At 32.9% G+C, this 16,038-nt stretch carries 13 protein-coding genes, 1 pseudogene and 1 riboswitch; all 14 genes and pseudogenes read left to right on the top strand.

The features are described from left to right. Window positions 1-230 precede the first annotated feature (230 nt). The 14 genes and pseudogenes from CLORY_RS03975 to CLORY_RS03910 all read left to right on the top strand — a co-directional run bounded on the left by CLORY_RS03975 (window position 231) and on the right by CLORY_RS03910 (window position 16,036). The gene (locus CLORY_RS03975) at window positions 231-440 is read left to right on the top strand and encodes a FeoA family protein (protein WP_079422215.1); all 210 of its coding nucleotides are present in this window, start codon (window positions 231-233) and stop codon (window positions 438-440) included. A gap of 12 nt (window positions 441-452) precedes the next feature. Further along, window positions 453-674 (top strand): FeoA family protein, encoded by a 222-nt coding sequence (locus CLORY_RS03970; protein ID WP_079422214.1) that lies wholly within the window; start codon window positions 453-455, stop codon window positions 672-674. Window positions 675-743: 69 nt separating this feature from the next. Beyond that, window positions 744-2,915: a ferrous iron transport protein B gene (feoB, locus tag CLORY_RS03965; protein WP_079422213.1), complete on the top strand. Its 2,172-nt coding sequence runs from the start codon at window positions 744-746 to the stop codon at window positions 2,913-2,915. Window positions 2,916-2,976: 61 nt separating this feature from the next. Continuing rightward, a complete protein-coding gene (locus tag CLORY_RS03960) occupies window positions 2,977-3,114 on the top strand; it encodes a FeoB-associated Cys-rich membrane protein (RefSeq protein ID WP_079422212.1) in 138 nt (45 codons plus the stop codon). A gap of 209 nt (window positions 3,115-3,323) precedes the next feature. Further along, a complete protein-coding gene (locus CLORY_RS03955) occupies window positions 3,324-3,773 on the top strand; it encodes a DUF134 domain-containing protein (protein ID WP_079422211.1) in 450 nt (149 codons plus the stop codon). A 228-nt stretch (window positions 3,774-4,001) separates the two neighbouring features. Then, a riboswitch (cyclic di-GMP riboswitch) is annotated at window positions 4,002-4,090 on the top strand. A 74-nt stretch (window positions 4,091-4,164) separates the two neighbouring features. Next, window positions 4,165-4,263 (top strand): annotated as a pseudogene (locus CLORY_RS03950) (CheR family methyltransferase); the annotation flags it as partial. 16 nt (window positions 4,264-4,279) lie between these two features. Next, entirely contained in the window at window positions 4,280-5,305 is a 1,026-nt protein-coding gene (locus CLORY_RS03945; protein ID WP_079422210.1) for a protein-glutamate methylesterase/protein-glutamine glutaminase, read from the top strand. A gap of 78 nt (window positions 5,306-5,383) precedes the next feature. Further along, a complete protein-coding gene (locus CLORY_RS03940) occupies window positions 5,384-5,851 on the top strand; it encodes a chemotaxis protein CheX (protein WP_079422209.1) in 468 nt (155 codons plus the stop codon). 620 nt (window positions 5,852-6,471) lie between these two features. Next, window positions 6,472-7,116 (top strand): beta-phosphoglucomutase, encoded by a 645-nt coding sequence (gene pgmB, locus CLORY_RS03935; RefSeq protein ID WP_079422208.1) that lies wholly within the window; start codon window positions 6,472-6,474, stop codon window positions 7,114-7,116. A 22-nt stretch (window positions 7,117-7,138) separates the two neighbouring features. Beyond that, a complete protein-coding gene (locus CLORY_RS03930) occupies window positions 7,139-9,454 on the top strand; it encodes a glycoside hydrolase family 65 protein (RefSeq protein ID WP_079422207.1) in 2,316 nt (771 codons plus the stop codon). A gap of 99 nt (window positions 9,455-9,553) precedes the next feature. Continuing rightward, entirely contained in the window at window positions 9,554-11,293 is a 1,740-nt protein-coding gene (locus CLORY_RS03925) for a glycoside hydrolase family 13 protein (RefSeq protein ID WP_079422206.1), read from the top strand. Between the two features lie 254 nt (window positions 11,294-11,547). After that, window positions 11,548-13,344, top strand: coding sequence for a sensor histidine kinase (locus CLORY_RS03920; RefSeq protein WP_079422205.1), 1,797 nt, complete (start codon window positions 11,548-11,550; stop codon window positions 13,342-13,344). A 27-nt stretch (window positions 13,345-13,371) separates the two neighbouring features. After that, on the top strand, window positions 13,372-14,445 hold the full coding sequence (locus CLORY_RS03915; protein WP_079422204.1) for a response regulator transcription factor: 1,074 nt from the start codon (window positions 13,372-13,374) through the stop codon (window positions 14,443-14,445). 700 nt (window positions 14,446-15,145) lie between these two features. Continuing rightward, on the top strand, window positions 15,146-16,036 hold the full coding sequence (locus CLORY_RS03910) for an ABC transporter permease (RefSeq protein ID WP_079422203.1): 891 nt from the start codon (window positions 15,146-15,148) through the stop codon (window positions 16,034-16,036). Window positions 16,037-16,038: the final 2 nt, after the last annotated feature.

Below are 16,038 nucleotides of genomic sequence, written 5' to 3'. Positions count from 1 at the left end.
CTACATAATTAGTCAAGATAATATAATAAAATTAGTATACCATATCGAATAATTATCATCAAATAGTTAGCTTATTATTAGGTTATGGAAATAGTTAACTAAGTATAAATAAACTAAAATATAATGATAATTAATATCATAGTTATTGACAACTAATCGGTATTAGTATATACTAACTTATGAAAGATGTTATTGAAAATCATTATCAATACAGAGGAAGGTGGATTAAAATGCCTTTGACTATGGCCAAAGCAGGAGAAACTAATTTAATTAGAAAAGTTGGCGGAAAAGAAGAAGTAAGAAGATTTTTAGAGAATCTAGGTTTTGTGGCAGGCGGAATGGTAACAGTTGTATCAGAGATCGGTGGCAATATGATTGTAAATGTTAAAGAGTCCCGTGTTGCAATCAATAAGGATATGGCAAACAAAATTATGATATAAGAGGTGTGGAGTATGCGGACTTTAAAAGAAATTAAATGCGGAGATACAGTGAAAGCCATAAGAATTAATGGAAGTGGAGCGATAAAGAGACGTATTATGGACATGGGTATAACAAAAGGTGTGAATATATATGTAAGAAAAGTAGCTCCGCTTGGTGATCCTTTGGAAGTAACTGTGCGCGGTTATGAATTGTCTATTAGGAAAGCAGACGCAGAGATAATTGAAGTAGAATAATTTTTTTACTCTACGGTTAGTTATAACTAATCTTAGTAAGCTGTGCAAAACAGCAGATAGGGGGTAGTAATGTTAATAAAAGTAGCTCTTGCAGGAAATCCAAACTGTGGAAAAACAACATTATTTAATGCCTTGACAGGGTCAAATCAATTTGTGGGGAATTGGCCAGGTGTTACGGTGGAGAAAAAAGAAGGTAAATTGAAAGGCCATAAAGATGTTGTAATTATGGATCTTCCTGGTATTTATTCATTATCGCCATACACATTGGAAGAGGTAGTAGCAAGAAATTATCTTATTAATGAAAAACCAGATGTAATTCTTAATATTGTTGATGGTACAAACATTGAGAGGAATTTATATCTATCAACACAGTTAATGGAATTAGGAATTCCTGTTATTATGGCAATCAATATGATGGATATTGTAAAGAAAAATGGTGATAAAATAAATGTTGACAAGCTTAGCAGAAAACTGGGCTGTGAAGTTGTTGAAATATCAGCTTTAAAGGGTAGTGGAATCATTGAAGCAGCTGAAAAAGCTGTTAAGTTAGCAAGTGATAAGGCTAAAACTCCACCGGTTCATACATTTGCACTTAAGGTGGAAGAGGTTCTTAAGAGTGTTGAAGATAAAATAAGCAGTGATGTGCCAAAAGAACAAAAACGGTTTTTCGCAATAAAACTTTTGGAACGTGACGATAAGATAGCTTCACAAATGAAGAGCATTCCTGATATCACAGATGAAATAGAAAAAATTGAAAAAGAAATGGATGATGATACAGAAAGTATTATTACAAATGAAAGATATACTTACATATCTTCAATTATTAAAGAATGTTATACAAAAAGAAGTAAAGATAAGTTAACTGCATCAGATAAAATTGATAGAGTGGTAACAAATAGGTTTTTAGCACTTCCTATATTTGCAGTAGTTATGACTCTTGTATATTATGTAGCTATAACAACCATTGGAACTGCTGCAACAGATTGGGTGAATGATGGCTTGTTTGGTGACGGGTGGCATTTTTTTGGAACACTAGTACCAGGAATACCTAAATTATTAACAGCAGGACTTAGCTCTATTGGTTGTGCAGCCTGGCTCAAGAGCCTTATCATTGATGGTATTGTAGCTGGAGTTGGTGCAGTTCTTGGATTTGTACCTCAAATGTTGGTATTATTTATGTTTCTTGCGTTTTTAGAGGCTTGTGGCTACATGGCGAGAGTTGCTTTTATCATGGATAGAGTGTTTAGAAAGTTTGGACTATCTGGAAAATCATTCATACCTATGTTAATTGCTAGCGGATGTGGTGTACCAGGTATAATGTCATCACGTACTATTGAGAATGACAGAGATAGAAAAATGACGATTATGACAACAACTTTTATTCCGTGCTCTGCTAAGCTTCCTATAATAGCATTAATAGCTGGAGCATTATTTCATGGTGCATGGTGGGTAGCTCCAAGTGCATACTTCGTAGGAATCATAGCGGTTATTTTGTCTGGAATAATATTAAAGAAAACAAGATTGTTTGCCGGAGATCCATCACCATTCGTTATGGAACTGCCTGCCTATCATCTTCCTACAGTAGAAAACATACTTAGAAGTATGTGGGAGAGAGGGTATTCATTTATAAAGAAGGCGGGAACTGTTATATTATTCTCTACAATTTTCGTATGGTTTACATCAAACTTTGGAATTGAACATGGAAAATTTACAATGGTAGAAGACTTAAGACATGGCTTCTTAGCCAACATAGGCAAAGTTATTGCACCTATATTTACACCTTTAGGGTGGGGAGATTGGAAGTCAGCTGTTGCTGCAATCACGGGTCTTGTTGCTAAGGAAAATGTAGTTGGCACCTTTGGAATATTGTATGGCTTCTCGGAAGTAGCAGATAATGGCCATCAGGTTTGGAAAAATCTGGCTGGAAATATGACTATGATTTCTGCTTATTCTTTTCTAGTATTCAATCTTCTGTGTGCTCCATGTTTTGCAGCAATGGGAGCTATTAAAAGAGAAATGAATAATACAAAATGGTTTTGGATAGCAATTGGATATCAGACAGGCTTAGCCTATCTTGTATCGCTTTGTATTTATCAAATAGGAATGTTTATTTCAGCTGGTACATTTGGAATCGGTACAGCTGTGGCATTTGTGATAGTAATATTCTTCTTATATCTATTGTTTAGACCATACAGGGAAACTAATACCATTAGCATGGAAGAAGTAAATATGACTAGATAAAAAATAGAACCAGCATAATTTTTATGTGCAGGCTTGTAAAATATAGAATGGAGGAACCATTATGGGAACAGTTATAGTTGGTATTATAGTGCTTGGAGTTCTAGCTTTATCAGTAAGGAGTATGATTAAAAGCAAAAAGAGCGGGAAGTCTCTTCAATGTGGATGCGATTGTAAGGATTGTGGTGGACATTGCCATTAGAAAAAACAGAGTGTTGACGAAGTCAGCACTTTGTTTTTTTGCATATAAAAAATACTAATAGCTCGTTAGTATTTTACTATATATAACAATATTAAGGATACTTATTTTAAATATATAGATTTTAACAGTATAATATATATGCTATATTAATATTTAATAATATAAGTACAGATTAATTGTATTTACGTGGAAAGAGAAGGAGATAAAAAATGCCAAGACCAGTGAAATATAGAAGAGTAGAAAATTTGCCTGAATATACATACTTTATACCAGCAGGTAGAAGAAAATGTGAAGTGGAAGATATAATAATTAAGGTAGAAGAGCTTGAAGCAATGAGGTTAAAGGACATTGAAGGGCTAAAACAGGAAGAGTGTGCTGAAAAAATGCATGTTTCAAGGCAAACCTTTCAAAATATAATAGACAGTGCAAGAAAAAAGATTGCCACTGCTATTATAGAAGGAAAAGCTATAAATATAACTGGCGGGAACTATACGAGAAACGTGTGTCAATTTAAATGCATTGATTGTGGTAATATATACGAAATAAAGTATGAGGAAGACAGGAACATGTGTCCAAAATGCGGATCAACTAATGTTATGTGTGGTAGAAAAAATAATTTCTGCCATAAAGTATGCAATAGATATATTGAAAAAAGGTAGTGTTATATGCTATCACGAATTATATGATCATAAGTAGCAAAAATTATAGAAGCATGAAAAATATATTTTGACAAAATAGAAATGTTTTTTATAAAAATTTAATAAAATCATTATCACAAGATAAAAAACTACTGAATTCGACTTATATATGTGGTATCATAGAAATAGTTCAAGCATTTATTAAATTATATTTAACTATTATTAATCTTTATGCTACATATAAAACTTATTAACAAATAGCAAATCCGTTGAAAGACGGAGACGCAAAGCCATGAGTCTAACGCAAAATAAATTGCTATGATAGTCAGGTTGCCGATAAAGTGAAGGTAGTTTACTCATGGCAGGCATTCTAAGTAATGTCTGCTATTTTTTTATCAATTTAAGAAAAGAAGAGATTGCAGGATATTTATTTATTGGACATTCAGAGTCATTAATTCGTGAAGAAACAGGTTATAAGTATATTATGCCAGCTATGTATAGAAAAGAATGAACGAGGTGGTGATGCTATGGCGGAAGCGAATAAGATAAGAGTATTAGTAGTTGATGACAGTATATTGTTTAGAGAAGTATTGGCAAGAGGAATTTCAACTGATTCCAATATTCAGGTAGTAGCAAAAGCTTCTGACCCTTTTGATGCGAGAGATAAAATATTAGCTTTTAAGCCAGATATTATGACATGCGATGTGGAAATGCCAAAGATGAATGGAATTGAATTCATACGCAGATTACTTCCTCAATATCAGTTGCCTGTCATTGTAGTTAGTACAGTGAGTGAAGCTGTATTTGATGCTATGAATGTAGGAGCAGTTGATTTTGTCACTAAGCCGAATTTTCAGTTAGTTAGCAGTGTAGAAGGTTTTATTAATGAACTAATAGTTAAGATAAAAATCGCTGCTGCTGCGAAAGTAAAGCTTCCACAAGTGATGGTAAAGGACAATGCGGTTAATAATCAAATCTTAAGCAAAAAGAGTAAAATTGTTGCCATAGGAGCTTCAACCGGTGGTACAGAAGCTATATACAATCTTTTAAGGCGTTTTCCAAGCGCCTTTCCAGGAGTAGTGATAGTTCAGCATATACCTGCAGTTTTTTCAAATATGTTTGCTCAAAGGCTTAATAGTTCTACTGCTCTTAATGTAAAAGAGGCACAGACAGGTGATTATCTGGAGCAAGGTAAGGTGCTCATAGCTCCTGGAGAGAAACACATGAAAATTAAGAAGGTTGGTGGTAGGTACAGGGTTGAGTGCTTTCAGGGTGATAAAGTAAACGGACATTGTCCATCTGTTGATGTATTATTTGAGTCGGTAGCAATGGAGTGCGGTAGGGATGCTGTAGGAATCATACTTACGGGCATGGGCTACGATGGAGCTAGAGGGCTTCTTTCAATGAGAAGAAAAGGGGCAAACACTATCGGGCAGGATGAAAAATCTTCTGTTGTCTATGGGATGCCAAAGGCGGCGTATAATATTGGGGCTGTTGAAAAGCAGGCGTCTCTGGATAGTATACCGGATATTTTGTTTTCTATATTAAGGTAAAGCAGATTAAGCTATTGGTTTACTATGATGCAGGTAAGTTGATGTTTAATAATTACAAAATAAGATGGGGGTATTAATATGAAGTCAGAATACATAGATTCATTTGTACAAGCTACTCAGTCAGTGACAGAAATGCTTTTTGGAACAGGGGTAAAACATGAAAAACCGTATTTGAGAAATTCTGTTCTTTTATCAAATCAAGTGGTTGTAATGATAGGAGTAATTGGGAAAATTAAAGGACAAGTATCCTTTGAACTGCCTATAGATACTGCTAAAAAAATTGCTTCTGTTATGATGGGCGGAATGGAGGTAACTGAGTTAGACGATATAAGCAAGAGTGCAGTTTCCGAAATGGGAAATATGATTATGGGGAATGCTAGTACTATATTTGCTGGTCAAAATATAAATATTGATATTACACCACCTACTTTGTTAATGGGAGAAAAAATCGAGATATCAAATAAAGCTCCTAACATTATTGCACCGTTGGAATTAGAAGCAATGGGTACAATCTTAATTAGTATAGCAGTTGAGGAAGCAGCATAATAAGAGTTAGGAAATAAGAAATGTTGTGGCACAAAGGAGATATAGAGTGAGTTAAGCAATTGTCAGCAAATTTACATAAAATTTGTGTTACAAGTGCTTAATGAATGGATCAATCTTCGTAGTGCCACAACATTTCCTTTTTTTAGTCTCTAGGAATTTATGTATGTTGCCAATTGCGGATAACTTTTAACTGTGTATGAATATATTGTATATGTCGTTAAAAGAATATACTATATAATATGCGAAGTAATAAAAAGAAAGCTCTTAAGAAAATACTAGTAAATAAATAAACAAGAAAGATAATTTGGGAGAAATACTATAGAAAATAATACTTTGTAAATGCATAGAGTCGGCATAGGGTAGGAAGTGGTTGGAGGAGGCATTTTCCAGCCGACGGAAATCACTTCCTACCCTTTTTTATGCAACAAATTATATTATATTATTTATAAAAATTCGATTGACAAGGTATGCGGAGTAAACTATAATTTGGTTATTGGGCAACCGTTTGCACAAATTAAGATAAAGGATTTTTTATTAGAGCTGTACTAACTTAAGAAAACAATAGATAGGTTGGTGGAAGCTTAGATCTATACAATAGAAATTAGTTAGGGGGAAATGGGATGGGTATAAAGGCATGTATATTTGATTTAGATGGTGTTATAGTTGATACTGCTAAATACCACTATTTGGCGTGGAAAAGGTTAGCAGACGAATTTGGATTTGATTTTACCGAGGAACAGAATGAACGGTTAAAAGGAGTAAGCCGAATGAAGTCGCTAGATATACTTTTAGAAATAGGCGGTCTGGCAGTAGATGATCAAACTAAGCTGGAACTTGCAGAAAAAAAGAATGAATGGTATAGGGAATATATTTCAAAGATGACAAAAGAAGAAATACTTCCAGGTGCTAAAGAATTTCTGGAAGTATTAAGACTTAAGGAATATAAAATTGCATTGGGATCCGTAAGTAAAAATGCTATGACAATATTGGGTAATGTGGATTTGATTAATAAATTCGATGTAATAATAGATGGCAATAAAGTTACTAAAGCAAAACCGGATCCAGAGGTATTTCTATCGGGAGCAAGGGAACTTGGTGTACCTCCGGAAAAATGTGTAGTTTTTGAAGATGCCCAAGCTGGTATTGAAGCCGCAATAAATGCAGGAATGCATAGTATAGGTATTGGTGATGCTAAGATTTTAGGAAAAGCTGATTACGTTATTCCATCTTTAAAGCAGATGACACTGGATAGATTAGTATTTTAAATTTATGTAGAGGAGCGTTAATATGAAACAGTATTTAAAAATGGACGAATGGAAAATAATAGAAAATCATTTTGATGCAGAGAACAATCAAATTTCTGAGAGCATTTTTAGTATAGGCAATGGATATATGGGACAAAGAGCTAACTTTGAAGAGCAATACAGCGGTAAATCTCTTCAGGGAAGTTATATGGCAGGAGTATATTATCCGGATAAAACAAGAGTAGGTTGGTGGAAAAATGGTTATCCGGAGTATTTTGCAAAGGTATTGAATTCTACTAATTGGATTGGAATAGATATCAGTATAGATGGAGAAGCAGTAGATCTTGCAAAGTGTCAGGTAAACGATTTTGTAAGAATATTAAATATGAAAGACGGATATTTGCAGAGAAGCTTTACAGCAAAGCTTCCAAGCGGAAAGAAAATAAAGGTAGATGCAAAAAGATTTGTTAGTATCGTTCAAAAAGAGATAGGAGCTATTAAATATTCTGTTACACCTATAGACTTTGATGGTGTTTTAACTATTTCTCCTTATTTAGATGGAAATGTGAAGAATACTGATTCAAACTATGATGAGAAGTTTTGGGATGAAATTTATTCGAACAGTGCGATGGGAGAAGCTTCATTGACAGTAAAAACAAAGAAACTTGATTTTTATGTAAATTCATCTATGAAATATGATATAGAGCAGTCTGGCAAAAAGATAAATTTCAATGCTAGGACTAAACTAGAAAAAAAATTTGTTGGTAATGTAGTTGAACTCAAAATAAAAAGAGATGAAGACACCACAATTTATAAATATGTAGCTAATGTTACTTCAAGAGATTATAAAATAGATGAACTAGAAAATGTAGGAAAGACAATTTTAGAAAAAGCTTTTGATAAGGGATTTGAGGAGCTGCTTAATGAACAAGCAGAAGCTTGGCATAATAAGTGGAAGGAAAGCGATATTGTTATTGAAGGCGATGTTTCAGCTCAGCAGGCAATCAGGTTTAATATTTTTCAATTAAACCAGACTTATACAGGGGAGGATGACAGACTAAATATCGGACCTAAAGGTTTTACAGGGGAGAAATATGGCGGAAGTACTTACTGGGATACAGAAGCATATTGTTTACCTTTCTATTTGAGTACAGCAGATCAAAAAATTGCAAGGCAGCTTTTAATCTACAGGTATAAACAGTTGGATAAGGCAAAAGAAAATGCTAAAAAATTAGGCTTTACAAAAGGTGCATTATATCCGATGGTTACCATGAATGGTGAGGAGTGTCACAATGAGTGGGAGATAACCTTTGAGGAAATTCACAGAAATGGCGCTATAGCTCATGCAATATACAATTATGTGAATTATACTGGAGACAAATCCTATTTAGGTCAATACGGGTTAGATGTGCTAGTAGAAATATCAAGATTCTGGGAAGAAAGAGTTAATTTTTCTAATAATAAGGGTAAATATGTTATGTTGGGTGTAACAGGACCTAATGAATATGAAAATAACTCAAATAATAATTGGTACACAAATAGAATTGCTGTTTGGACATTAGAATATACTCTTCAAGTGATTGACTACTTAAAAAATAATGAACCTGAAAGATATGCTGAACTACACAATAAACTTAACATAAAAGATACTGAAATCAGTAAGTGGAAGGATATTATTGATAATATGTATTACCCTGTAGAAGAGAAACTTGGAATCTATCTGCAGCAGGATGGTTACATGGATAAAGAACAGATACTAGTTAAGGATTTGGACCCTAAGAATCTGCCTCTAAACCAAAATTGGTCCTGGGACAGGATTCTTAGATCATGTTTTATTAAGCAGGCTGACGTACTACAAGGATTATACTTTTTAGAAGATAGATATGATACAGCTACTATAAAAAGAAATTTTGATTTTTATGAGCCAAGAACTGTTCATGAATCATCATTATCATCTTGTGTACATTCTATTCTTGCAGCAAAAATAGGGTATTATGAGAAGGCTTATGAAATGTATTTAAGAACAGCAAGATTAGACTTGGACAACTACAATAATGATACAGAGGATGGATGTCATATAACTAGCATGGCAGGGACGTGGATGTCAGTTGTACAGGGCTTTGGAGGAATGAGAGTAAGGAATGGTAAGCTAGTATTGAATCCATTTCTGCCTGGACATTGGAATTCTTTCTCATTCAAGGTTATGTTCAGAGGAACATTGCTCAAGATAGATATATCAAAAGAAAATGTTGTTGTTACTAATGAAGCTGAGCAAGAATTAACTATAACTATTTATGATGAGGATATATTAATCCCAGGAGAAGAAACTACAGTTATAGTTAATAAGCTAAGAAACTAGTTTTTCTTTAGGCTTCATAATTCACACGTTTGCTGAAAATGTTATATAGATTAATGATTGAAAAATTTTCAGACTAATTTATTACGAGGAGATAAGTTTATGTTGAAAGAAGCGGTTTATCATAAAATAAATTCAGATTATGCATATGCAATATCAAAGAGAGATGTGGTTATTAAGATAAGAACAGGACGAGATGATTTGAAAAAAATTAAATTGTTCTATATGGATAAATATAAGTATTTTAGAAACAAAGAAACTTTTAAAATTGAAATGAAAAAAGTAGCAACTGATAGTTTATTTGATTATTATGAAGCCATAGTATCACATGATTTTATTAGTCTAAATTATTTCTTCGAGCTGGTAGATGGGGAGAAAAGCTTATATTATGGAAACTATTTGTTTTCAGAGGAACAACCAGATGAAGGATCAGATTTTTTCAGCTTTCCAACAATAGATGAAAATGATATTTTTGTAGTTCCTGAGTGGGCTAGAGAATCCATTGTATATCAAATATTTCCTGAACGATATAATAATGGAGATAAGTCTAATGATCCAGAAGATGTAAAACCATGGGACTCTGAAGTAGATACCAAAATCATGCTAGGCGGAGATTTACAGGGTATAATTGATAAGTTAAATTATATGGAGGATTTGGGAGTAAATACAATTTATTTGAACCCTATATTCAGAGCAGGTTCCAATCATAAGTATGACACGTTTAATTATTTTGAAATTGATCCTCAGTTTGGTTCTACAGAAACATTAAAAGAACTTGTTAAAGAAGCTCATAAAAGAGGTATTAGAATAATCCTTGATGCAGTATTTAACCACTCGGGCATAGAATTCCCTCCATTTAAGGATGTAAGAGAAAAAGGAGAAAAATCCGAGTATAAAGCTTGGTTTGATATTAGAAAATTTCCAGTAGAAGTTAAAGATGAACCTGATTATGCAACCTTTGCCTATGGAGGACACATGCCAAAACTGATGACTAAGAATGAAGCTACAAAAAAATATCTTATTGATGCAGCTACCTATTGGATTCGAGAAGCAGATATTGACGGTTGGCGTTTGGATGTAGCCGATGAAGTGGGACATCACTTTTGGAAAGATTTTAGACAAGCAGTTAAAGCAGTTAAGAAAGATGCATTAATAATAGGAGAAGTGTGGTATGATTCGAGTTCATGGCTTCAAGGGGATCAGTTTGATTCGGTAATGAATTATGTTTTTTCTGGTGCAGTAAAAGATTTCATCGCAACTAATAAGATAAGCCCAAAAGAGTTTAGCGAACGAATAGGAGCCATAAGAGGATTATATAAAATCCCTGCTTACAACGTATTATGGAATTTGATTGATAGTCATGATACTCCACGTTTTCTTAACGTTTCAGAAGAAAGAGTTGATAAGTTAGCACTTGCTGCATTTATTCAGTTTACTTTTCCTGGTGTACCTATGGTTTATTATGGAGATGAAATAGGAATGACGGGAGGTCATGATCCATACTGCCGAAGGGGAATGGTCTGGGATGAACGAAAGCAAAATAAAACACTAAGAGATTACTATAAAAAGTTAATTACAATAAGAAAAACGAATAAAGTACTTACTTATGGTGATTTTAATACAATACTTATAGATGAATCAAAAAATGTATACGGCTTTAAAAGAGAGTTGAATGGAGAATGCTTAGAGGGTTATATAAATAATGGAGATATAAGTTACGTTATCGAAATAGAAAATAGCACAAATGCTGAAGATTTAGTTAACGGCAAAATATATGTTCCTGTGAAAGGTAAGATAAGAATAGAAATTGCGGCACAATCAGCAGTACTTATAAAATTATAATTGTTTTGTATAATTTTCAAGGAGCAGCTTTTGCTTTATTAAGTTTTTTCAGTATAACTCAGGATGTATTATCAGCTGATAAATATATGGATTTTTATGATAAATAATGCTTGATTGTTCCATTTTTCAATAATTGATTGGTGTGGACAATTGTGTTATTATAGGTATGGAAACGATGTCAATTTGTAAATAGATGTATGAAGTGAAGTAAGAGACTAGTTCGCCAATTGACGACTTCATATGGAGGGAATGCTATGAGATTGTGTCATCCGGATTTTCTATCTAAATATTTTAAATTTAAAACTTTACAGCAGAGATTGATTTTTATAGTAGTCACGGAAACTTCGATAATATTAATATTATTATCCTTAGTTTCCTTTTATACTATACATTCTATCGAGAAGAATAAGCTTAAGACTTCTATAGCATCAAGTCTGCAGCAGCTTTCTGACAAGATGACACAGTGCTATGCCAATATGGGACAAGTTATTCAGCTAATGTCTCCTGAAGGTACAATAGGCTCTTTATTAGACAACTACTTTGATGTAAATTCTAACTTTAATAGATATCGTGTTGGACAACAAATTTCAGATAATTTAATTAAAATTACGTTTGTTAATACAGATATTACCTGTAGAACGTACTTTGATCCACAAACACAAAAAAATTATTTTTATAACTTTAAAACATATGATGGATTTTCTCCTGAAAAGTTAAATGTTTTAATGAAGAACGGTAATATGGAATATAATTCGTTACATCAATCCAGCAGCTTAGGTCTTGGTATGTGGCAGGTACTTTCTATTTCTCGAAGGGTTTATTTAAATAATGGAAAAGAACTTGTAATCTATATTGAAGCTAAATTAGATGATGAAAAAACTATAGATGCACTTTCCAAGGTTCAAAAATTACATTATGCTCTTCTTCAGGTAGATTCAAAAAAGCGTATTCAGTATTCTAGTACAAAGGATTTTTCAGCAGGGGATTCGTTTAAAATGGAAAATGTACAAAGAGTAGGAGAAAGTTATTTTGGAGAAGTAGGAAAATATGTAGGTTGCAAAGTAACTACCAATAGTGGATATACAAATGTTCTATTATTGCCTGCTAGTGAATATAATAAAGAATTGTATGCGTGGGTCCGTAACATTATAGTAATATTATTATTAGCTGGAATTCTTTTTGGATTTTCATTTATTTTTCTATCGAGACTAATCTATACACCTCTTGCAATTTTCTCAAAAGAAATGAAGAAGGTTGGAAAAGGCGATTTACACACAGTTTCTGTACATACTGGTGTAATAGAATATGATACTCTCTTTATGCAGTTCAATACTATGAAAAAGCAAATTCAAAAACTTTTATTAAATGTTGAAAATATGGCTCGTGAAAAGCATAAGCTTGAAATTGAAAAAATTTACTATCAGATAAATCCGCATTTTTTGATGAATACACTTCATTCCATTCATTGGCTTGCAAAAATGCATGGACAGACAGAAATTGAAATATTTACAGCAGAGCTCAATTATATTCTGGCGTACAGTCTTGATAAAATAGACAGGCAAACTACCATAAATACAGAACTCAAGATGCTTCAGTCATACCTTAAGCTCCAAAAAATGCGCTATGACTTTAAAGTAGAATTAAAGGTTGAAGATGGAGACTATTTAGAAACACCAACTGCTAGAATGATTTTGCAGCCTATTGCAGAAAATGCTATTCATCATGGTTTAGGTGAGGAGGGATGTTTGAGCATTTCTGTATCTCATTCTGATTTGAATAATGCTATTATAATAACAATGGAGGATAACGGAAAAGGACTTACAAATGATGAACTTCACAGTATTAAGCAAACCATGCAAAGAAATTCTACAGAAGGCAATAAAGTTGGTGGGATTGGACTAAGATATGTGTATGGTATGCTTGAATCATTTTATGGAGATAGAGCAATAATTAACATTGAAAGTGAATTAACGCAGGGAACGAAAGTAACTTTGCTTTTGCCAATCGATAGTACTGAACCGGTAATTTTGACGCAGAGTGAGAGCAAGTAAATTTTCTTAAAGGGGGTAAGAACTGACATGTATCGTGTATTAATTGTTGATGACGACCGCTTGGTACGTCAAGGAATTATTTCAATGATGCCATGGGAAAAATACGGAATGGTTGTTGTGGGTGAAGCTCAAAATGGAGAGAGAGCATTGGAATTTTTAAAGCAAACACCAGTTGATTTACTGTTTGTGGATTTAGATATGCCTGTAATGGATGGGATTTCATTAATGGAGAAAAGTCTAGAATTTAACCCTAAGCTGCTGTTTGTAGTATTAACTTTTCATGAGGATTTTCACTATGTACAGTCAGCCTTAAGAATTGGAGCGTTAGATTATATTTCAAAATTAGAGATGGAAAGTACAGATTGTGATGAACTTCTTAAACGGATAAGTCAGAAAGTTGAAGGAATTATGCCAAAGACCAATATAAAGCCTGACAATAATGCTAAATTGCGTTTGACAAAGGTCCATAACCTACACACAGTCGATGAGAAGGAATGGGATTATCTTGTCAAAAAGTGGAATGAAATGTATTGGATTTATGATGATACTACTTTTGAAGAGCTTTGCAGCAGTACAAGGGAACTTGGTATTTCAATATGGAGAGTTGCACAGGTATTGCTGCATTTAACAAGTGAGGCTGAAAAAAATATCTGCTCAGTAGGTAAAGAAGTACCTGAATATGATAATCTCGACGATTTTTTTCAATGGCTTACCGCTTTTAGAGAAGATTTATATAAAAAAGCATCCGAAGAAACAAACCTAGATAAATTGCAGTTATGTATTATAAAAGCTGTAATTTATGTAAAGGAAAACTTAGGAATGCAATTAAACGTAGAAGAAATTACTCAAATTGTTAATCTCAGCCGAAGCTATTTTTCTATTAATTTTAAAAAATATACAGGAATGTCTTTTAAAGAATTTGTACGGCAGGAAAGAATTAAAGCTGCTAAAATTTTATTAGTTGAAAAGGATACTTTAGTAGCAGACATCGCACAAGATATAGGATATGAAGATGTTAATTATTTTATAAGGGTGTTTTGCGGATTAACAGGAATGACACCAGGAGAATATAGAAAACAAAATTTAAGAAAATGTAATTAAAAACAAAAGATATTGGTATCCAGTAGCTATAAAAATTCTGCAAAAATCTATTTGTAGATGCATAGAGTAAGCATAGATTGGAAGTGATTATAGGAGGTATTTTTCAGCCGACGGAAATCACTTCTAATTTTTTTAGTCTCTAGGAATTTGTGGTTTTTGCCAATTGTAGATGATTTTTAACTATATGTGAATAAATTGTATGAGTTGTTAAAAAGGTGTAAACATATAATATACAAAGTAATATGAAGATAGTTCTTAAGAAAATACTAATAAATAAACAAGAAAAATAATTTGGGAGAAGAAATATAGCAAATAATACTTTGTAAATGCATAGAATCGGCATAGGGTAGGAAGCGGTTGGAGGAGGCATTTTTTAGCCGACGGAAATCACTTCCTACCCTTTTTATCATGTGTTATGTTTCGAAAAAAAGAAACAATTTTAACATTCATGAAAAATGTTTTTTTTATATTAAAAAAACTACACAAATTGTATAACATATGTCCATATTGTTAACATTTAATTAATGTTATACTAAATTTGTAAACGAAATCATTAGACAATATATTTTACTATATACCAATCTAATATGCAGCACTTATGAAAATACTTAAATTTACTAGTGTAAGAATCAGTGCAATTCAGTTGTAAGCAAATCTCATACTTTGCTAAAAAGTTACGAAGAAGGGGGAAAATAATAAAATGAATAGCAAAAAAAATCTCATACATTATTGGATAATGATGGCGCCCGGTTATATTTGGTTGATCTTATTCAGTATTGTTCCTATGTTTGGAATCATAATGGCCTTTCAGGACTTTAATCCGTCTATAGGAATTTTTAAATCGCCGTGGATAGGGTTGGAAAATTTTCGTTATATGTTTAGTATGGACGATGTAAGACAGGTATTTATTAATACAATTATAATTGCAGTGGGTAAATTAATTGGAAATCTTATCATTCCATTAATTTTTGCATTACTGCTCAGTGAATTAACAATTAAGAAATTGGTAAGACCAATTCAGACAATAGCATATTTACCTTACTTTTTATCCTGGGTTATACTTGCAAACATCGTTTTAAATATTTTTGGAGTGGTAGGTCCAATTAACAGTTTTCTGGGACTTTTTGGAATTAAACCAATCGTTTTCTTTGGACGTGCTGATATGTTTAGACCTTTGGTAATATGGTCAGACATATGGAAAGGCTTTGGATATAATGCTGTTATATATCTTGCAGCCTTGACCGGAATTGACCCAGCTCTTCATGAAGCTGCTGCTATAGATGGTGCTGGACGATTTAAAAGGCTTTTGCATGTTACACTGCCTGGTATTAAGACAACTGTTATTCTGCTCGCAATACTGTCCCTGGGTAATATTCTTAATGCAGGATTTGATCAGATATACAACTTATACAATCCGTTAGTTTATTCTACAGGTGATATTATTGATACTTGGGTATATCGTGCAGGTCTTGTAAACTTACAATATAGTCTTGCTACTGCAGTTGGTCTTTTGAAATCTGTTGTAAGCTTCATACTTATAATCATTAGTTATGTTCTAGCAGACAAATTTACAGGCTATAAAATCTTTTAACG

The sequence above is a fragment of the Clostridium oryzae genome, from assembly GCF_002029235.1.
In the GTDB taxonomy this organism is placed as follows: domain Bacteria; phylum Bacillota; class Clostridia; order Clostridiales; family Clostridiaceae; genus Clostridium_AE; species Clostridium_AE oryzae.
Note: the sequence above shows the minus strand (reverse complement) of the source record. Positions and strands in the feature narration are given on the sequence as shown.

Coding starts and splice junctions, on each gene's coding strand:
- CLORY_RS03955 (WP_079422211.1), top strand. CDS start 3,324: ATGCCAAGACCAGTGAAATATAGAAGAGTAGAAAATTTGCCTGAATAT.
- CLORY_RS03930 (WP_079422207.1), top strand. CDS start 7,139: ATGAAACAGTATTTAAAAATGGACGAATGGAAAATAATAGAAAATCAT.
- CLORY_RS03960 (WP_079422212.1), top strand. CDS start 2,977: ATGGGAACAGTTATAGTTGGTATTATAGTGCTTGGAGTTCTAGCTTTA.
- CLORY_RS03910 (WP_079422203.1), top strand. CDS start 15,146: ATGAATAGCAAAAAAAATCTCATACATTATTGGATAATGATGGCGCCC.
- CLORY_RS03920 (WP_079422205.1), top strand. CDS start 11,548: ATGAGATTGTGTCATCCGGATTTTCTATCTAAATATTTTAAATTTAAA.
- CLORY_RS03915 (WP_079422204.1), top strand. CDS start 13,372: ATGTATCGTGTATTAATTGTTGATGACGACCGCTTGGTACGTCAAGGA.
- CLORY_RS03970 (WP_079422214.1), top strand. CDS start 453: ATGCGGACTTTAAAAGAAATTAAATGCGGAGATACAGTGAAAGCCATA.
- feoB (WP_079422213.1), top strand. CDS start 744: ATGTTAATAAAAGTAGCTCTTGCAGGAAATCCAAACTGTGGAAAAACA.
- CLORY_RS03975 (WP_079422215.1), top strand. CDS start 231: ATGCCTTTGACTATGGCCAAAGCAGGAGAAACTAATTTAATTAGAAAA.
- CLORY_RS03945 (WP_079422210.1), top strand. CDS start 4,280: ATGGCGGAAGCGAATAAGATAAGAGTATTAGTAGTTGATGACAGTATA.
- CLORY_RS03940 (WP_079422209.1), top strand. CDS start 5,384: ATGAAGTCAGAATACATAGATTCATTTGTACAAGCTACTCAGTCAGTG.
- CLORY_RS03925 (WP_079422206.1), top strand. CDS start 9,554: ATGTTGAAAGAAGCGGTTTATCATAAAATAAATTCAGATTATGCATAT.
- pgmB (WP_079422208.1), top strand. CDS start 6,472: ATGGGTATAAAGGCATGTATATTTGATTTAGATGGTGTTATAGTTGAT.